The 17,839-nt window shown below is 71.3% G+C and carries 17 protein-coding genes and 6 pseudogenes; 12 read left to right on the top strand and 11 right to left on the bottom strand.

The annotated features are described in order from the left end of the window. Positions 1-168 precede the first annotated feature (168 nt). The 4 genes and pseudogenes from ACQ86J_RS23160 (at position 169) to ACQ86J_RS23145 (ending at position 3,183) form a co-directional block, all read left to right on the top strand. Positions 169-831 (top strand): M48 family metallopeptidase, encoded by a 663-nt coding sequence (locus ACQ86J_RS23160; protein ID WP_431267376.1) that lies wholly within the window; start codon positions 169-171, stop codon positions 829-831. Positions 832-1,121: 290 nt separating this feature from the next. After that, a complete protein-coding gene (locus ACQ86J_RS23155; RefSeq protein ID WP_431267375.1) occupies positions 1,122-1,283 on the top strand; it encodes a hypothetical protein in 162 nt (53 codons plus the stop codon). Next, positions 1,283-2,206, top strand: a pseudogene (locus ACQ86J_RS23150) (sterol desaturase family protein). Before ACQ86J_RS23155 ends, ACQ86J_RS23150 begins: the two are co-directional and overlap by 1 nt. Then, positions 2,203-3,183, top strand: coding sequence for a DUF808 domain-containing protein (locus ACQ86J_RS23145; RefSeq protein WP_431267374.1), 981 nt, complete (start codon positions 2,203-2,205; stop codon positions 3,181-3,183). Before ACQ86J_RS23150 ends, ACQ86J_RS23145 begins: the two are co-directional and overlap by 4 nt. 71 nt (positions 3,184-3,254) lie before the next feature. Here the strand turns inward: ACQ86J_RS23145 and ACQ86J_RS23140 are convergent, their stop codons facing one another. The 3 genes and pseudogenes from ACQ86J_RS23140 to ACQ86J_RS23130 form a co-directional block, all read right to left on the bottom strand. After that, positions 3,255-3,785: a transketolase-like TK C-terminal-containing protein gene (locus ACQ86J_RS23140; RefSeq protein ID WP_431267373.1), complete on the bottom strand. Its 531-nt coding sequence runs from the start codon at positions 3,783-3,785 to the stop codon at positions 3,255-3,257. A gap of 131 nt (positions 3,786-3,916) precedes the next feature. Then, positions 3,917-4,552: a hypothetical protein gene (locus ACQ86J_RS23135; RefSeq protein WP_431267372.1), complete on the bottom strand. Its 636-nt coding sequence runs from the start codon at positions 4,550-4,552 to the stop codon at positions 3,917-3,919. Continuing rightward, a pseudogene (locus ACQ86J_RS23130) lies at positions 4,549-4,752 on the bottom strand (hypothetical protein). Before ACQ86J_RS23130 ends, ACQ86J_RS23135 begins: the two are co-directional and overlap by 4 nt. Before the next feature lie 32 nt (positions 4,753-4,784). Here ACQ86J_RS23130 and ACQ86J_RS23125 point away from each other — a divergent pair. From ACQ86J_RS23125 to ACQ86J_RS23115, 3 genes are all read left to right on the top strand, one after another. After that, complete coding sequence (locus ACQ86J_RS23125) at positions 4,785-5,339, top strand: transketolase family protein (RefSeq protein WP_431267371.1); 555 nt, start codon at positions 4,785-4,787, stop codon at positions 5,337-5,339. 117 nt (positions 5,340-5,456) lie between these two features. Beyond that, positions 5,457-5,687, top strand: coding sequence for an NAD(P)-binding domain-containing protein (locus tag ACQ86J_RS23120; protein WP_431267370.1), 231 nt, complete (start codon positions 5,457-5,459; stop codon positions 5,685-5,687). Then, the gene (locus ACQ86J_RS23115) at positions 5,641-5,859 is read left to right on the top strand and encodes a TRAP transporter large permease subunit (RefSeq protein WP_431267369.1); all 219 of its coding nucleotides are present in this window, start codon (positions 5,641-5,643) and stop codon (positions 5,857-5,859) included. Before ACQ86J_RS23120 ends, ACQ86J_RS23115 begins: the two co-directional genes overlap by 47 nt. A gap of 108 nt (positions 5,860-5,967) precedes the next feature. On the opposite strand, the gene ACQ86J_RS23110 is transcribed toward ACQ86J_RS23115, so the two are convergent. From ACQ86J_RS23110 to ACQ86J_RS23100, 3 genes are all read right to left on the bottom strand, one after another. Continuing rightward, on the bottom strand, positions 5,968-6,354 hold the full coding sequence (locus ACQ86J_RS23110) for a carboxymuconolactone decarboxylase family protein (RefSeq protein WP_431267368.1): 387 nt from the start codon (positions 6,352-6,354) through the stop codon (positions 5,968-5,970). A gap of 236 nt (positions 6,355-6,590) precedes the next feature. Continuing rightward, positions 6,591-7,421 carry an NAD(P)-dependent oxidoreductase gene (locus ACQ86J_RS23105; protein WP_431267367.1) on the bottom strand — a complete coding sequence of 277 codons (831 nt, stop codon included), beginning with the start codon at positions 7,419-7,421 and terminating at the stop codon, positions 6,591-6,593. Between the two features lie 295 nt (positions 7,422-7,716). Beyond that, on the bottom strand, positions 7,717-8,517 hold the full coding sequence (locus tag ACQ86J_RS23100) for a LysR family transcriptional regulator (protein ID WP_431267366.1): 801 nt from the start codon (positions 8,515-8,517) through the stop codon (positions 7,717-7,719). Positions 8,518-8,856: 339 nt separating this feature from the next. Between ACQ86J_RS23100 and ACQ86J_RS23095 the strand changes: the two are divergent. From ACQ86J_RS23095 to ACQ86J_RS23075, 5 genes and pseudogenes are all read left to right on the top strand, one after another. Then, positions 8,857-9,144 (top strand): annotated as a pseudogene (locus ACQ86J_RS23095) (oxidoreductase); the annotation flags it as partial. Between the two features lie 109 nt (positions 9,145-9,253). After that, the gene (locus tag ACQ86J_RS23090; protein ID WP_431267365.1) at positions 9,254-10,174 is read left to right on the top strand and encodes a proton-conducting transporter membrane subunit; all 921 of its coding nucleotides are present in this window, start codon (positions 9,254-9,256) and stop codon (positions 10,172-10,174) included. Between the two features lie 41 nt (positions 10,175-10,215). Further along, positions 10,216-12,578: pseudogene (locus ACQ86J_RS23085) on the top strand (YbcC family protein). A gap of 234 nt (positions 12,579-12,812) precedes the next feature. Continuing rightward, entirely contained in the window at positions 12,813-13,121 is a 309-nt protein-coding gene (locus ACQ86J_RS23080; protein ID WP_431267364.1) for a putative sulfate exporter family transporter, read from the top strand. Then, positions 13,103-13,177: pseudogene (locus ACQ86J_RS23075) on the top strand (hypothetical protein); the annotation flags it as partial. The gene ACQ86J_RS23080 and the pseudogene ACQ86J_RS23075, both read left to right, overlap by 19 nt. A 637-nt stretch (positions 13,178-13,814) precedes the next feature. On the opposite strand, the gene ACQ86J_RS23070 reads toward ACQ86J_RS23075, so the two are convergent. The 5 genes and pseudogenes from ACQ86J_RS23070 to ACQ86J_RS23050 all read right to left on the bottom strand — a co-directional run. After that, positions 13,815-14,312 (bottom strand): hypothetical protein, encoded by a 498-nt coding sequence (locus tag ACQ86J_RS23070; RefSeq protein ID WP_431267363.1) that lies wholly within the window; start codon positions 14,310-14,312, stop codon positions 13,815-13,817. Between the two features lie 115 nt (positions 14,313-14,427). Then, positions 14,428-15,711 (bottom strand): hypothetical protein, encoded by a 1,284-nt coding sequence (locus ACQ86J_RS23065; protein WP_431267362.1) that lies wholly within the window; start codon positions 15,709-15,711, stop codon positions 14,428-14,430. 572 nt (positions 15,712-16,283) lie between these two features. Next, complete coding sequence (locus tag ACQ86J_RS23060) at positions 16,284-16,469, bottom strand: hypothetical protein (RefSeq protein WP_431272737.1); 186 nt, start codon at positions 16,467-16,469, stop codon at positions 16,284-16,286. 157 nt (positions 16,470-16,626) lie between these two features. Next, complete coding sequence (locus ACQ86J_RS23055) at positions 16,627-16,944, bottom strand: hypothetical protein (RefSeq protein WP_431272736.1); 318 nt, start codon at positions 16,942-16,944, stop codon at positions 16,627-16,629. Between the two features lie 472 nt (positions 16,945-17,416). After that, positions 17,417-17,815, bottom strand: a pseudogene (locus ACQ86J_RS23050) (caspase family protein); the annotation flags it as partial. Between the last annotated feature and the right edge of the window lie 24 nt (positions 17,816-17,839).

The following is a 17,839-nucleotide window of genomic DNA, read 5'->3' as shown; positions in this document are numbered from 1 at the left end:
GGGGTTGCCGGCCCGGCCCGCGACGTTCGCGAAAATGCGCACTTCGCGGGCAAATGGCGCCCGGCCGATCTTTTCCGGCCGCCGCTCCCGCCGCGGTTGCCCGGCTGTTCCGCAACGAGGCGTGTCAAGCCGTTGAACCCGACCCCTCCGCCGCCGCATGGTGGGGGTATGGACCAGACCGAAGCGGAGACCGTCGCGCTGGACGGTTGCCAACCAGCCGGAACGCCACCGGAGACTATGGCCTGCCCGGTGCGCTGGCGCCGGTCTGCCCGCGCCCGCCGGGTCAGCCTGCGGATTGATGCCCGGGCCGGGGCGGTGGTGGTGACCCTGCCACCGAGGGCCAACCGCCGAGCCGGGATGGCGCTGCTAAACACCCATGCCGCCTGGGTGCGGGAGAAGCTGGCGGCGCTCGCCCCGCACATCGCCTTTGAACCTGGGTCCAGATTGCGGCTCGGCGGCCTGCCGCATGTCATCCGGCACGACCCCGCAGCCAAGCCGGGCGTGCAGTTGGCGGCCGGCGCGATGATCGCCGGCGGCCCGGCCGCGGCGCTGCCGCGCCAGATCGCCGCCTTCCTGAAGGCCGAGGCGCAGCGCCGCATCCGAGTGCTGGCGACCGGCCATGCCACGCTGCTGGGCGTAACGCCGAAGGCGATCCGGCTGAAGGACACCCGCAGCCGCTGGGGCTCCTGCGCACCGGACGCGACGCTCGCCTTCTCCTGGCGGCTGGTAATGGCGCCCGACTGGGTGCTGGACTACGTCGTGGCGCATGAGGTCGCTCATCTGAAGGAGCTCAACCACTCCCCCGCTTCTGGGCGCAGGTGGAACGGCTGACGCCGCACCGCGACGCCGCGGTCGAATGGCTGCGGGTGAACGGGCCGGCGCTGCTGCGGGTGGGGTAGCGGCTCGCGGCAAAGCGAGTTCACCGTCGGGACTGAACAGGGACAGTTGCTCCTACTGCTGGTGCCGGGGCGTGGCCCCGCCGCCCTGCGCCGGAGGACGCCCTGCCCGTCGCGCCGCGCCGCCTCCCCGCCCTCGCCCTACTGTTCGCTCTGCCGGGCACCGCCTCGGCCGATCCGGCTTCCGGCACCGCCTGCGCGGCAAAGCTGCCGCCCGGTGCGGCGATGGTCTATCGCGCTACCGCGCCGGAGATCCGCCGCGACACTGTGATCCGCGACCTGCTGACCACCCGGGTCCGCACCATGGTCATGCACGGCAAGATCGACCGCGCCGCAACCCGGCCGACGGCGGAGGCGGCCGGGGCTTGCCTGCAGGCGCTGCGCTGATGGAGATCTTCCGCGAGCCAGGCGGAGTCCTGGCCCTTCTGCCGGCGCTGGTCCTGACGATCATCGCCGAGGCGATCCTCTGTCGACAGCGCCATGCCGGCTTCCCCTGGCGAGACGGGGCGGTGTCGCTGGCCATCGCCGCCGGGCACCTGTTGTCCGCTGTCATCACCGCCACCGTCATCACCGGCGGGCTGGCGGTGGTGGTGTGGCACTGGCGGCTAACCTCGATCGACATGAGCGATGGGAGGAACCTCCTGCTGCTCTTCCTCCTGATCGACTTCGCCTATTACTGGTACCACTGCATGGCGCATGAGGTGCGGCTGCTCTGGGGCTCGCACAGCGTGCACCACTCGCCCGAGGGGCTGACCCTGACGGCGGCCTTCCGGCTGAACTGGACGCCGATCCTGTCGCGCAGCTGGCTGTTCTTCCTGCCGCTGGTCTGAATCGGCTTTCCGCCTGCCTGGCCCTTCGGCATGGTCAGCGCCAGCCTGCTCCGCCAATTCTGGCTGCACACCACGATGGTCCCCCGCCTCGGCTGGGTCGAGGGCATTCTCAACACCCCCTCCGCACACCGGGTCCACCATGCCAGCAATGGGCCCGACCTCGACCGCAACTACGCCGGGGTGCTGATGCTCTGGGACCGGATCTTCGGCACCTACATGCCGGAGGACGCCGCGGTGCCGCTGCGCTGTGGCCTGGTCCACCCGCCGCCCTTGCACAATCCCTTCGTCATCGTCTTCCACGAATGCCGCGGGACGTGCTCGGCGCGCACGACTGGCGCGACCGGGTGGGCTATCTGTTCCGGCGGCCGGGCTGACCGCCGCCGCCTGGGCCGGGTTGGGACCTTTCCAGGACTGCCGGAACGCAACGACGCCTCATCGGTTGGAACGGCCTGCCGCCGCCACCGAAGGACGCCGCCTTGAGCACCGGCCTGATTGCCCTGTTGGACGACGTGGCCGCCCTGGCCAAGGTCGCCGCCGCCTCGCTCGACGACGTCGCTGCCCAGGCCGGACGGGCCGGGGTGAAGGCCGCGGGCGTGGTGATCGACGATGCCGCGGTCACGCCGCGCTACGTCGTGGGCTTCGCCGCCAGCCGCGAACTGCCCATCGTCTGGCGCATCGCCCTCGGCTCGCTGAGGAACAAGCTGGTCTTCCTGCTACCGGCGGCGCTTGCCCTGAGCCTTTTCGCGCCCTGGGCCATCACCCCGTTGCTGATGCTGGGTGGCGCCTTCCTCTGCTACGAGGGTGCGGAGAAGATCTACGAGGCGCTCTGGCCGCATGCCGCCCATGCGCATGAGGCGAAGACCGGCGCAGCGCGCCAGGACCCGGCCGCCTTCGAGCGGGCGCGCATCGCCTCGGCGATCCAGACCGACTTCATTCTCTCGGCCGAGATCATGGCGTTGATCCTCTCGACCGTGCCCGACGCATCCTTCTGGACCCAGGCCGCCGTGCTGGCGCTGGTCGGCACCGGGATCACCATCGGGGTCTATGGGGTAGTGGCGCTGCTGGTGAAGGCGGACGATGCCGGGGTGGCGCTGGCCGCCGGCGGCGGGCCGGCCCCGATCCGGGCGCTCGGCCGTGGGTTGGTGGTGGGGATGCCGGTGCTGCTCAGGCTGCTGGGCCTGGTCGGGACCGCGGCCATGCTCTGGGTCGGCGGCGGCATCCTGCTGCATGGGCTGGAGGAATACGGCATCACCGCGCCCGGGCATCTGCTGCACGAGGCAGCCGCGGCGGCGGGCCGGGCGGTGCCGGCGCTCGACCTGGCGGTGGCTTGGCTGGTCGGCGCCCTGGGATCGGCCGCGATGGGGCTGGTGGTCGGCGCGGCGCTGATCCCGGCGGTGGAACACCTGATCGCGCCGCTGGCGCGGCGGCTGCGGCCCGCAACGATGCAGCCGGCTTGAGGCCAGGCCGCGGGCAGTGCCCGTTCCGCAGGCCCGGCAGGTCGCCGCCGGCGCAGGTCAGGGAGTGTCGTTCAGGATAGACCCTGCTGCCGCCTTACCGTGGCGGCGATCGCCCCCGCCGTGATGCCGGAATGCCGCCAGAGATCATCCTCGGCGCCGAAGGCCCTGAAGCCCGACATGCCGATGCAGGCGCCCTCCGGCCCGATCCAGCGATCACAGCCGAGCCGCGCCGCGGCCTCTACCCCGATGCGCGACGCCGTGCCGAGCACCGCGTTGTGCGAGGCGCGGTCCTGCTGCTCGAACAGCGCCCAGCAGGGCATGGAGACGACGGCAACGGCGATCCTCTCGGCCGCAAGCATCGCACGCGCCTGCATCGCCAGCGCGACCTCGGTGCCGGTGGCCAGGATGGTGGCGGCGCGGGGCCCGCCCTCGGCCTCGGCGAGCACATAGGCGCCGCGGGCGCTGCGGTTCTCAGGCGCCTCCTGCCGCACCGCCGCCTGCGGCTGCCGCGCGAAGATCAGGCAGGAGGGACCCGTGCGGTGCGCAATCGCCAGTTCCCAGCACTCTGCCGCCTCCACCGCATCGGCCGGGCGGAAGACCAACTGGTTGGGGATGTCGCGCAGGGCCGCCAGGTACTCGACCGGCTAGTGGGTCGGCCGGTTGCGGCCGATGCCGATGCTGTCATGGGTGAAAGCGAACAGCACCGGCAAACCCATCATCGCCGCCATGCCGTTCAGCATCGAGCCCATGGCGTGTTCCCGCACGCCGTAATGCAGGTAGGGCCCGCCGCGCTGAAGGCCGGCAGGCGGCGTTTGTGCTGGGTCGCCGCCTCCGGGTCCGGGGCGCCGGCCAGCATCTCCGGGATCGCGGCCGCCGCAAGCTTGACGATCTCGCCGCAGGTCTTCCAGCCGTGCTGGGTCAGGCGCTGCTCGGCGCCCGCGCGCGCATAGGCGCGGAGGCCCTCCTGCCAGCCCTCGGGCAGGCGGCCCTCGCGCAGCCGGTCCACCCGGCGCCACTGCTCCGGCGGCAGGGCGGCGACCCGCGCCTGCCAAGCCCGGTATTTCAGCAGGCTGCAGCGCCCGGTCACGCGCCAGGCCGCGGCGAACTCCTTCGGCACCGTGAAAGCCGGGTGCGGGCAGTCGAGCGCCTCGCACGTCGCATCAGTCAGCGCGCGGGTCAGCCTGCCGCTATGCGCGGCGCGGGCGTCCTCGATCCCCGGGATACCCCGCCCGATCAAGGTGCGGCAGGCGATGAAGCTCGGCCGCGGGTCGTGCCGGGTCAGCGCCAGCGCGGCATCCACCACCTCGATATCATGGCGTCCTCCTTCAGCACCTGCCAGTTGGCGGCACGGAAGCGGGCCGGTGCTCACCTCGATCCCGTGCGACGGGCAGTATCCGGATGGCCCTCGCAAGCCGCGCCGAGCGCGCGGAAGCGCTGCAGCGCCTCGATCGACATCCCGGCATAGCCGGTGAGATTCAGCAAGGCGTAGAGCAGCATCGAGCCATGCCCGGCCTAGAGTACGAAGCGGTCGCGGTCGAACCAGGTCGGGTCGGCGGGATTGTGCTTCAGGTGCCGGGTAACAAGCGCAATGGCGCCTGCCGGTGAAGATCTGCTGCGCCCTGCCGGGCCTGACCACGGGCTATGGCCCGAGCCACCAAGCGACCGAGGACATCGCGATCTTCCGCGGCATGCCGGACCTAGTCATCGTCGATCTCTGCGACGCGCTCGACATCGATCAGGCGGTGCCGGCGATCGCCGCGCATGACGGCCCGGTCTACATGCGGCTCCTGCGCGGCAACGTGCCGATGGTGCTGGACGAGTACGACTACAGCTTCGACCTGGGCAAGGCGAAGCTGCTGCGCGACGGCGCAGATGCCCTGGTCATCTCCTCCGGCTTCATGACTATGCGGGCGCTGGAGACGGCGAAGCTGCTGCAGGCCGATAAGGTCGAGGTCGCCATCCTGCACGTCCCGACCATCAAGCCGCTGGACCGGGAGGCCATCCTGCGGGAGGCCGGCCGCACCGGCCGAATGGTCGTGGTGGCGGAGAACCACACCGAGATCGGAGGCCTGGGCGAGGCGGTGGCGACGCTGCTGCTGCGCGAGGGCGTGATCCCGCCCGCTTCCGCCAGATTGCGCTGCCGGACGCCTTCCTGAATGCCGGCGCGCTGCCGACGCTGCACGACCGCTACGGCATCTCGGCCGAGGCCATGGTCCGAAGCATCAAGGGTTGGCTGTAGCCGGCCCGGCACCGGTCGGGGAGGAGACAAACGAATGGTGACGATCGGCTTCGTCGGGCTCGGCGCCATGGGCCTGCCCATGGCCCGGAACCTCGTGGCGCGCGCACACCGGGTGCGCGGCTTCGACATGCGCCCGGCAGCAGGGCAAGCTCTCGCCGCCGCGGAGGCGGCGCAGGGCGCCAAGGTCCTGGTGCTGATGGTGGTGAACGCTGGCGGCGATGATCGGGCTGGACCCGCTGCAACTCGGCCCGATCACGGTGATTAATCCGGACATCGGACTCGACACCCCACCGGTCGGGACCACGCTGTTCATCTCCTCCACCATTGCCGGCAGCAGCATGGCCGAGACCACGAAGGCGCCCTGGCCATTCTTCTTCATCGCGCTCGCGCTTCGCGCCGCCGTCAGCTACGTCCCGGCACTCACCATCAGGTTCTGACCGCAGCGCGCAGCAGGGGAGCAGACGCAAGGTCAGGCGGTGGCAGGATGCGACAAGCCGCCACCACCGGGTTGGCCCGCCTCCCTCAGCCGATACTGTCTGCCGCAGCTATGTCGCGGAGAACTCTGGCTCCTCGAACACCTCCCTTGCGACACGGAAGGCTTCCCCGGCGGCAGGCACGCCGCAATAGACGCAGGCCTGCAGGAAGATCTCCTGGATCTCGTCCCTGGTCACGCCGTTGGTCAGCGCGCCCCGGACATGGATCTTGAGCTCATTCGGCTTGCCGAGCGCGATGAGCATGCCGAGGTTCACCATGCTGCGTGCCTTGCGGCTCAGGCCGGGACGCCCCCAGACCTCGCCCCAGCAATACCGCAGCGCCAGTTCCTGGAACGGCAGGTCGAACCCGGTGGCGCCGGCCATCGCCGCGTCGTGCCGCGCCTGGCCGATCACCTCCGCCCTGATCTGCTTGCCCTTGTCCAGGAGGTCTTCGCTCATGGTGGTGGTTCCGTGTCGTGGATTCGGTTGCGCGTCAGGGATCATGTCCAAGCGCCTGGTCAGCCGGGTCCGCGGTCGGGCCGGAACACAGCGGCTGCGGATCTTGCCGCAGGTCGATCCGCCGCCGAGGCACGCGGCGCTGGGTCGGTCGGCATCCCGGCCTCGGTGGCCAGCGGACAATGCCCTGGCCGGGCGCGCCTTCCGCGCATCGGCGATGGCAGGCTATGCCGTGCACCTCAGGTGGTTCGGTCCGTGCGGTGATCGGCCATCCGGGTGAAATCGTCGGTGTCGGCAATGCGGTCGCGCGTCGCCTGCCAGATGCGGGCGACCTCGGCGGAAAGCGGCAGGCGCGTTCCCGTCTCCTGCGCCAGGTCGGCGGCGAGACCCACGTCCTTTCGCATCAAGCCGGCGGAGAAGCCGCTGTCGAAGCTCCCAGGCAGGACCCAGCGAGGGTACATGGCCTCGCTGATCGCACTGCGGCCGGTGGCGGCATTGACCACCTTCAGGACGGCCTCGGCCGGCAGCCCCGCCGCCTCCGAGAGGCGCATAGCCTCGCCCGTGGTGATCAGATGCGCGGCGACCAGCATGTTGTTGACGAGCTTGGCGATGTTCCCGGCGCCCGACGGGCCGACATGGATTGCCGTACCCGAGAGTGCCGCGACCACCGGCTGCGCGAGGGCGAGGTCGGCCTCGCTGCCGCCGATCATCATCGTCAGGGTGCCGGCCGCCGCACCCGAGGGGCCGCCGCTGACCGGAGCATCGAGCAGCCCGTGCCCGGCTTCGCCGAGCCGGGCGGCCAGGCGGCGCGAGGTACCGGGGTCGGAGGTCGAGGTATCGATCACGATCACTTTGCGGTCGCGCCGGTCCAGCAGGCCGCCAGGCGCGGTCGCGGCCGCTTCCACGTCGCGTGCATAGGGCAGCGAGAAGACGAGCGCGTCGGCGCCGTGCAGGACCCCGGCCAGGCTGTCCATGAATCGCACGCCCGCCGCCGCGGCCGGCGCGCGCCGCGCTTCGTCCAGGTCCGTGCCGATGACCCCGAAGCCGGCCCGCACCAGGCTGGCCGCCATGCCGAGGCCCATATTGCCGAGCCCGACCACGCCGACCGTCCGGATATCCATGCCGCGCCCTTCTTGCGAAAGCGCCAGCATCGGGTCTGGATGTCATCGCCACAAGCCCGGGAGGCCCACTTTCCGGGCAAGGCTCCGTCGCCTGCCGACCGGTCGTCACGGACGGCATCCAACGCGACCGCGGCGCCGCGGCGGGAAGCCGCGTCACCTCTGGCCAGCGCCATCGAGCGGCGCGATCAGGTCGGCCAGCAGCGGATTCGGGAAGCGCCGGTCCAAGGTGACCGCAAGGAACATTTCACGGATTCCAGCGAGGGCATGCGCCTCGATCAGCCGGCCGCTCGCCAGCTCGTCCTGCACGACAATCGGCGGGATCACCGCCAGCCCCACATCCTCGCGCGCCAGCAAGCGAGATCATCGCCATGTCGTCCACCTCGGCGGCGATGGTGACCGTCAGGCCAAGCCGCGCGACAAGGCCGTCGAAGGCCGCGCGGATCGCGGTCTCGGCGGTCGGCAGGATCAACGGCTCCCGCGCCAGCAGCGTTGCGAGCGGCGCGCCCGCGCCGATCCGCGCGGCCGTCCCGATCAGGCCGACGGGCTGCTCGTCGAGATGCTGGACCAGGTAGCGCCGCCCGGCATCCTGCGCCGGCTGGAAATTGGTCAGCACCACGTCGAGGTCCAGTGTCTCGAGTCCGCGCAGCAGCTCGCCCTGCGGGCCGGAACGAAGCACCACCTCCACATCGGCCCGGCCGAGCAGCGGGCGGAGGAAGCGCATCTGGAAATTGCGCGACAACGTCGCCAGCGCGCCGACCCTGAGCGCGCGGCGTGGCCGCCCGGTCTCCCGCAGCGTCGCGGTGAGGTCGGCGGCGGCGCGGAAGATCGCATCGGCATGGTCGAGCGCGAGCCGCCCTGCTTCGGTCACCACCAGGCGCCGGCCGCGGCGCTCGAACAGATCCTGGCCGAGCGACTGCTCCAGCGTGCGGAGCTGCGCCGAGAGGGCGGAGGGCGAGAGGTTCAGCTGCCGCGCCGCCCCGGTGAGGCTGCCCTGATGCGCGACCGCATGGAACAGCCGTAGGTGGTGCAGGTTCAGCGAGGACATTGTTCCATTTTATCGAACATTATATCCGAAACAATGTGATTTTTGGAAGAAGGGTAAGCGGTAACCGGAGCGCGGCCATGCCGGTCCGGAGCCGCCCGATGACCCTGCCCCTGCCCGCCCTGTCGCCACCCCTGTTCCTGCTGCTGGCCCTGGTCGCCCTGGCCCGGCCGGGCCGGCGGCCCGGCGCGCTGCCGCGCTTGGCAGAACTCGCGGTGCTGGCCGGCCTCGCCCTAGCCCCTCGGCGGTGCGGCGCAGGTGACGGCCGACGCGCCGGTCACGCTCGCGCTCGGCGGCGGGCCCTTCGCGCTCGTGCTGCGGCTCGACGTGATCGGCGCGGTGATGAGCCTCCTGATCAGCTTCATCGGCTGGGTAGTGGTGCGCTATGCGCGCAGCTACCTGGATGGCGAGGCGCGCGAAGGCGCCTTCCACGGGATGCTGCTGGCGACGCTCGCGGCGGTGCAAATCCTGGTGCTGGCGGGCAGCCTGGCCATCCTGCTGCTCGCCTTCGCGGCCATCGGACTCGGCCTCCGCCGGTTGCTGATGTTCTACGCGGCGCGGCCCGAGGCCCGGCGTGCCGCAACCGAGCTCTCGCTCGTCTGGGGGGCGGGCGACGTGGCGCTGCTGCTCGCCGCGATCCTGCTGTGGCAAGCCTTCGGCACCGCCGACCTTGCCGCTATCAACGCCGCGGCCGCGGCCGGGTCGCCCCCTCGGCGCGCGGTTCGCCGCCGGGCTCCTCGTGCTCGCGGCGCTGCTCAAGACCGGCGGGCTGCCGCTGCATGGCTGGCTGACCGAGGTGATGGAGGCGCCGACCCCGGTCTCGGCGCTGCTGCATGCGGGCATCATCAATGCCGGCGGGCTGCTGCTGCTCCGCCTCGCCGAGCCGATGCAGGCGAGCCCGGGGGCCATGGCGGCGCTGGTCACGCTCGGCGGCGTCACCGCGCTGTTCGCCGGCCTCGTCATGCTGACGCAGGCGGCGGTGAAGACGGCGCTCGCCTGGTCCACCATCGCGCAGATGGGCTTCATGCTGCTGCAATGCGGCCTCGGCCTCTGGGCGCTCGCGCTGCTGCACATCGTCGCGCATGGGCTGTACAAGGCGCATGCCTTCCTGGCCTCGGGCAATGCCGTGCAGGCGGTGCTGGCGGCGCGGCGCGCGGGGCCGGTGGCGGTGCCGGGACTTGCCGCAGTCGGCCGCGCCTTCGCGGTGGCGCTCGCGATCTATGCGCTGGTCGCCGGCGGCTTCTGGGTCGCATTCGGGCCGAAGCCGGGCCAAGCGCTGGCGCTCGGGGCGATCCTGATCTTCGGCGTCGCCTATCTCGTGGCACAGGGGCTCGCGGATGCCGCGCCGCAGGCGCTGACCCGGCGCACCACCTTCGCCTCGGTGGCCGTCGCGGTCGCCTATTTCGCCTTCCACTGGCTGAGTGAGGCGCTGGTCGCCGGCGCGCTGCCGACGCCGCCGGCACTCGGGCCGCTCGAGACGGCGCTGCTCGTGCTGACGGTGCTTTCCTTCGGCGGCACCTCCCTGGCGCAGGCGCTGTTCCCGCACTGGGCGCATCACCCGGCCGCGGCGGGGCTGCGCGTGCACCTGACCAACGGCCTTTACCTCAACGCAGTGCTCGACCGGCTCATCGGCGGCTTCCGCAGCGTGAAACCCCTCTGACCGGACGGAGCACGACCATGCCGAACCAAAAGGAGATCGACATGCCGGCGGCATCGGCCATGCTGCACCGCGCAACCGAGGCCGCGATCCGCGCCGTGCCGCCCGCCTTTCCGCTGGCGGCAACGGTGGCGACGAACCCATTCCTCGGCCAAGCCGGGGAGGAACTGGCGATGGCCGCCGCGCGGCTGGCGCGGGTCGCGGGGCTGCGGCTGACGCCGACGCGGGCGGATTTCGCGGCGCGGATCGCGGCCGGGGAGATCGAGGTGGAGGACCTCGCGGCGGCGCTCGCGGCCTGCGACGCTCCCGGCCGGCCGGCGACCTTCGCCGCGCTGCAGGCCGCGCTGGCCGCCGAGCCACCGGCGCCGCAGGCGCTGCCGACGGTGGCAGACCTTGCCGCGCGGGCCACCGGCACGGACTGGCCGGGGGTGATCGGGCGCAGCATCGGCCTCTGGGCGGCGGGGCATTTCGACCGTGGCCAGGCGCTCTGGACACCAGCGCCCGGCCAGGACGCCTATGCCGCCTGGCGCGAATGGGCGACGCATGACCTGACGCCGGAACTCGCCGGGCTTGCCGGCTTCTGCACGCATGTCGCCACCGCCCCCGATGCCGCGGAGCGCGCGATCCTGCGCGCCGTGGGTCGGCTCCGCCTGACCGAGGCTGCGGCGGCGACCGCGTTCCACCGGCTGCTCGTCGAGCTCGGCGGCTGGGCGCAGCATGCCCGCTGGCTGCTCTGGCAGGCCGAGCAGGCCGGCGCGACGGATGCGACGCTGCTGCACCTGCTGGCGATCCGCCTGGTGTGGGAGGAAGCCCTGCTTGCGGCCCATCACGACGCAATCGGTGCGGCGTGGCGCGAGACTGTCGCGGCCCATGCCGCCGCTGGCGCCGACGCCTGACCAAGTGACGGATGCGGTCCTGCAGGATGCGGCGGAGCGCGCGTATCAGCGCCGGCTCGCCGCGACGCTCGCCGGCGCCGCGGTCCCGTGCGCTCCGGCGCGGCCCTGGCTCCAAGCCGCCTTCTGCATCGACGTGCGGTCCGAGGTGTTCCGCCGCAGGCTGGAAGGCCTCGACCGGGGAATCGAGACGCTCGGCTTCGCCGGATTCTTTGGCCCGCCGGTGGCGCACCGGCCGCTCGGCTCGACATTGGTGGACGCGCATCTGCCGGTGCTGCTCAACCCCACGCTCGCCTCGCATAGCGCCGCATCCAAGGCGGCGGAGGCGGCGGCGCAGGTCGGCGCCAGGGCGAAGCGCGCCTGGGGCCGTTTCCGCCAGGCGGCCGTCTCGTCCTTCGCCTTTGTCGAGGCGGCCGGGCCGCTCTATCTCGGCAAGCCGGTCTGCGACGCGATGGGCCTGGCCGGGGAGCCCGCCGCGCCCGGACCGCCGCCGGTGCCTGCCGTGCCGCTCGATGCCGCGGCCAAGGCGGCGAAGGCCGCGGCGATCCTGCACGCGATGTCGCTCACCACCCAGCATGCGCGGCTGGTGCTGCTCCTCGGCCACGGGGCACGGGTGGTGAACAACCCGCATGCCAGCGCCTATCACTGCGGCGCCTGCGGCGGCCATACGGGCGAGGTCTCGGCGCGGCTGCTCGCGGCGCTGCTGAACGACCCGGAGACGCGGGCGGCCTGCCGGCGCTGGGCATCACATTGCCTGCGGACACCCTTTTCCTCGCCGGGCTGCACGAGACGACGACCGACGCCGTGACGCTCTACGAGGACAGCCACGACCCGGACCATGCGGCGGACATTGCCGCGGCGCGGCAGTGGCTCGCCGAGGCGGCCGCGCTGACCCGGGCCGAACGGGCGCTGCGCCTGCCGGGCGGCTCGGCGGCCGGGCTGCCGGCCCGGGCACGCAGTTGGGCGGAGCCGCGACCGGAATGGGGCCTCGCCGGGTGTGCCGCCTTCATCGCGCGCGCCGCGCGCGCGCGACGCGACATGCGGATCTCGGCGGGCGCGTCTTCCTCCACTCCTACGACTGGCGCGAGGACAAGGCCTTCGCCACGCTCGAGCTGATCCTGACAGCGCCCGTCGTGGTGGCGAGCTGGATCAGCCTGCAATACTACGCTTCGGCCGTGGCGCCGGCGCTGTTCGGCGGCGGCAACAAGCTGATCCACAACGTGGTCGGCGGCATCGGCGTGCTGGAGGGCAATGGCGGCATGCTGCGGGCCGGGTTGCCCTGGCAGGCTGTGCATGACGGTGAGCGGCTGGCCCATGAGCCCTTGCGCCTGTCCGTGCTGGTCGAGGCGCCGCGCGAGGCGATCACCGCGATCCTCGAGCGTCACGCCGCGGTGCGCTCGCTGTTCGACCATGACTGGCTGCACCTGCTTGTGCTGGAGCGGGGCCGGATCGCCGCGCGCTACCGCCGGGGTGGCGGCTGGGAACCGACCCACGAACTGTCCGCCGCGGCCTGACGCGCGGTTGCGGGGTGAGCGGGCGCGGGCGGCCGGCACGAATCGGACGGCGCGGCACGCCTTCCGGCGCATCGCCGGAACCGCCCGACCCATAGGGCATCGGACCTGCTGGCGGCTGCCCGGACGCGGGCGAGCCACTGCGGTGTCCTGCGCCGCGGTGGATGCCATGCCGAGGTAATCGCGCCAGAACGCGCGCGAGCCGAAGCGGGGCTGGACGCCGCGCCAAGCGGCCTGGTGGCCGTCGTGCTCGCGCTGCCGCTGCTCATCCCGGTGCCGGGGCTCTCGCCGAGGCAGTATGGCGTGCTCGCCGGCCCGACGGTCTATGCCGTGCCGCAGGTCCTGGCTGCCACGGTAGCGTTGGACAGCCCGAACATGCAGACGGGAACACTGGTCAAGCTGCTGCGTGTGCTGATGCTGGGGTCGCTCGTCCTGCTGCTCTCGCTTGCGATGCGCCAGCGGCGACCCGGCGACGCCGGGACGGCCGCGGCTCGGGACGGTGCCTGCCGTGGTTCATCACCGGCCTCATGCCGCTGGTTGCGCTGAACTCGCTCGGGCTCCTGCCCGTCGGCGCGCTGGGCCCCTTGCGCCGGATCGCGACATGGCTGGCCGCGATCGCCATGGCGGCGTTCGGGCTCCGGGTCGAAATGCGGGCGCCTCGGGCGGGTGGGACCAAGGGCCAGCCTGGCGGTGGGCATCTCGCTGCTGATCCTGCTCGGCATCAGCCTCGGCCTGCTTTCCCTGCTCGGGGTATCATGAGGAAGCTGGCCATCAGGCCGCCGGAACCCTTGGCGGAAAACGCACCCGGAGCGCGACAGATCGGCGGCGGGATGGACCTCACCGCCGATCACTGCCGACGGCAAGGCCTGCCGGCCGCTCAGGCCCTTACCATCAGGTAGCCAGCCAGCAGCAGCAGGGCATAGACCGGCACAGCGGCGGCCATCACTGCGGCCGGCGGCCACAGCAGCCGTTGGTTGCTGGTGCCGCGGTAGGTGTCCCCCGTGCTGGAATAGGCCCAGACCTCCCAGGGATTGTTCGAGTAGCACCAGGCCTGCAGCTGCCGTGCCCGGTCCCACGCCGCTCGCCAGGCCGGCGATCACGCCAGGAAGCAGCCAGACCAGCATCCATCCGACGTAGGACAGGGTGAAGAACGGCCCGAAGATCCGATTCTCGCCAGGACATGCCAGCGCTCATGCGTGAACAGGTCGCTGCCGGGCACATCCGCCGGTTCGGTGTTGCTCATGACGCAGCCCTGGGTGAAGCGGAACCCGGGCTTGATGCCGAAGCCGCCGAGGTAGCGATGCGCCTCGTGCCGTGGCTCGTGTAGGCATGGCGGTCGGCGATCACCTGATTGACCAGATGCAGCAGAAGCCCGTTGACGTTGCCCGCCAGGCCCCAGGTCACATCCAGCGGGAACCCGATCCATCCGCCGCCCTTCCAGTCGGGATGCGCCACAGCCCGTTCATCATGCTGGTGAGGCGCGCCGACCAGCGTCGCCGCGAAGAGCAATCCGGGCATCGTCACCAGCCAATGCCCGGTGATGATGCGGGCAATCAGGTCGACCGGTCCGGCCCAGAGCAGGAAGGCCCAGGCCAGCGCGTGGGTGGCGCCCTCGGTGGCGCCCATCAGCCAGTGGAACAACAACACCACGAGCGGCGCCAGCACCCCACCAAGCAGGGCGAGGGCGGCCGCCTCGGCAGCGCAGGTCAGTGCCGGTGGCCGGTCCCCTTCGACCATGCGATGACGAGGGACACCAGGAACGCGACGACAGCCAGCCCTCGCGAGCAGCATGAGCCGGACAGGGTCGAGAAAGGCCGCGGCGAAGCTGAACGGCACTGCATGGGGAACCGGGTCATGGTCGGCCTCCTTGGGGTCGCTCCCATCCGGATCGTGGCCGGGTCGCGAGGCTGCCGGCGCCCCGCTGCCCCGGCAACTCCGGACCGTCGAATTCACGCTCAGAACCGGGCTCCCAGATTGACCGAGAAGCCCTGCACGCCGCGCCACCGGTCAGGTAGGTGACGCCGAAGCGGATGGGGTTGGGCGTTCCCAGGATGAAGAAAGCGCCGAACTCCTGGAAATTCTCGATGTAGATCGCATCGCCGGTGAAACGCGTGTCGATCGCGAAGAGCGCGCCGCGGACCGGGTAGTTCGCGACGCGAAAGCCCAGATCCCGCGATGCCACCAGCCCGTTGCGGAAGACGACATTGGAGATGTCGTAGTTGAGCGAGTATCGGCCGACGGAAACGGGAATCGTCGACACGTAGCTGATGCCATTGGCGACAGTCAGTTGCCAGGTTCCCGGCAGGTCGAGGTTGAGCATCGAGTTCAAGGCCGCGGACCAGACCCCGGCGCCCGAGCCCAGGTTGACCGAACCGACGCCGCCGATGCGCAGGCTGGGCTGCAATGTCCATCGCGGCGTGACCCGGCGCCGCCAGAGGAGGCCGATATTGGCGCCGTAGCTCTGCGCGCCATCGAGATCGGTGAAGCTGATCGGCACGTCGATCTGCAGGACATCCCGCTCCGACACCTGCCAGGCCTGATTGATTGGCAACGTGAAGGCATTCGACCGGTATCCGCCCGCCGCGAAGCTGCCGAAGCGCGCGTCGAGACCGAAGCCGCCGGTGGTCAGGCGACGGCGTCGGCCAGCGCCAGGTTGAAATCCGAGGTCGCCAGCTGCGTCATCGCCCGAATTCGGGTTGCCGGCGACGGGATCGGTGCTGGTCTCCTTCGCGCCGGCGCGCACGACGGCATCGGCATTCCGTTCCAGCCACTTGCGGAACAGCCGGCCGCTCTCGTTGCGGGTGGCGCCGGCGAAGACCTCGTTCACCCCGGCGGCGGGGATCACCACGCGCAGCACCGGCGAGCCCGCGTCGAAGCTGCCCGTCGCGGCGAGCCCGCGCAGATTGAGATCAAGCCGCGCCCCGGCGACCTCGGTGTAGCCCGGTATCAAGGTCTGCAGACTGGTGGTGCTGGAGATCAGGTTGACCGCGTTGGCGAGGTCGGTGAACCCCTTCGAGCTGGACTGACCATCCACGTCGAGCGTCACGTTGAATGGATCGGCCGCCCGGACCAGCTGCCCCCCCATGCCGAGCATGACAAACGCGGCGGTCCCGAGAATCCGAGCGATGGACACCATGGATGCTGCCCCCTGCTGAAATGCCTGGATGCATGCCCGTCCCAGCAACACCGATGGCCGGGCGCTCTTGGTCCTGTGTGGCGAGCGAAAATTCGCTCCTGAATGGCCGACCGGAAATCCCCGCCGGCTGCTTACCCAAGCTGCTGCAATGCGGTTTGCTGTGTCTGCCCTGTGCACAGCCCATGTTTCGTCAAGCAGTGTGTCGGTATGGCAGTCGGAGATACAATAAACTGCATGTTAAAGCATGGTGTCGCGTCGGCATGTGCCGCAGCGCACGAACAGGCAGCCATGGTCGACCGCCTTGGACCGCGCACGGTTGCGTCTCAGGGCGGCATGCACCGGGCGGTGCGCGCAAGCTTCCTCCCCCGATAGCACGGCCGGCCGGCAGCAGAACCGCCCAGCGGGCCTGGCCGTCCCGCGTGGCACCGGCCTTCCGCTTCTGCAGGCCCATCCTCCGGCTCGCCAGGCACGCGCATCTCTTCCGGCTGCGCCGATCGCCGATCGCGCTGCGCAACGCGCCGCTGTGGGCGCAAGCCTGCGCAACCGACCACATCAGCCGGAGACGCCTTCCCTCAGGAGAAGAATCCGAAGACTGCCGACGAAACCTCGCCGCTGCGAACCGCGTCCCGGACCGCAATGGCGAAGGGCCACGCCATGCCATCGCCCTGCTGCTGGCGCAGCCGTTCCAGGACCTGCGCCAGCGACCCCGGCGAGAACAAGGCGACGACGTGACCTGCGCCGGACGGTGCGCGCACCATGACAGCCTGCTGCCATTCCGCGGCCTGCAGCCGGGCGCCCTCCCTGCCGCCGGCCGCAGCAGGGTGACCTCGCCGAGCGCGTCCAGGCTGGCCACGATCAACTCGCCAAGCAAGGGGCTCCGGACGACCAGCGTCAGCCGCTCACCCACGGGGTGCTTCACGTCGAGACTGTTCGCAGCCCCTCGCGCAGCACCGCACCGGGACGCACCAGCCCGATCTCCAACCCGCCGGAGGGAAGGCCGCGCAGCGCGGCAATCGCCGCGGACTTCGCCACCGCGGCACGCAGGCGCTGCGGCGTCCGGAGCTCGGCCGCGAGCAGGTCGCCGGCGGCGGAGACAAGGTGGCCGGCCGCCGGGTCGAACAGCAGCTCGGCCTGCGCCGCGTCGCCGGCAGGCCGTATCAGGTCGAGCCCAAGAAGGCTCGATGCCACGTCGAACGGCGCGGGCTGCGATCCGGCCAGGGTGACGACCCGCAACGGAGCAACCGGTGCAAGTGACAGAGGCTGGGGGACTGGAGCGGCGCTCCCGAATGCCGGCGAGTTCTCGGGCACGCTGAGCGCCGCTGCAGGATGGTGGCGTCCATCGGCGAATTCTGCGCGTGCTGGTGACCACGGCACGGACGAAGGCGCCGGTGCTGTCCGTTCGCGCGGCGGCCAGCGTCCGGCGCAGCACCGTTGCGAAGGAATATGAGAGCGCGCCGTGCATCCTCTCCCCCAGCAGCAGCTCGGGCACCGGCTCATGCCGCTGCCCGGCGGCGATGAAGACCAGGTTCGGCTGTCCGCCGAGCTGCGCCTCGGGCAGCGGAGCCCCGGACAGGATGTCGTCCTGGATGTCGTAGGACGGCAGATACCGGTAGACCGGCCTGACCGCGCGCGGATCCACGTCGCGGGTCAGGCCGGCGGAGTAGCAGCAATCGGCGATGAACCAGGTGACGATGCCGCGCCGTCCTGTCGCTTCCAGCCGCGCCCCGATCTCCTGGCCGAACACGCGCTGCCCGTTCTCTGGTGCCCGCTCGCGGAAGCGGCAGAACACCGCCGTCTCGTCCTGGCCGTCCGGCTTGCTGCCCGGCACCCTTTCCGGCTCCCGCCTGCCATGGCCGGAGAAGGTGACCAGCAGACGGTCGCCGGGACCCGCGGCTCGCGCCAGCCTGTCCCAGGCGGCCAGGAAACGCTCCCGCGACGCGTCGGTATCGAGCAGCAGGATCAGCTCGGTAGCAAGGGGACGCACCGCCTCGGCGATCAGGCGGGCATCGTTGACGCAGCCCTGCAGCCTGTTGACGAAGGGATAGGCATCGATGCCGATGGACAGGACGAAGAGGCGTGGCGCCAGAGGCTGGCCCCGCACCATGGCCGCCGGCAGCAGGCCGAGCAG

Origin of the sequence: Dankookia sp. P2 (genome assembly GCF_050632255.1) — a bacterium.
Taxonomy (GTDB): Bacteria; Pseudomonadota; Alphaproteobacteria; order Acetobacterales; family Acetobacteraceae; genus Paracraurococcus.
The sequence above is the reverse complement of the archived record's forward strand: the minus strand, read 5'-3'. Positions and strand labels throughout refer to the sequence as shown.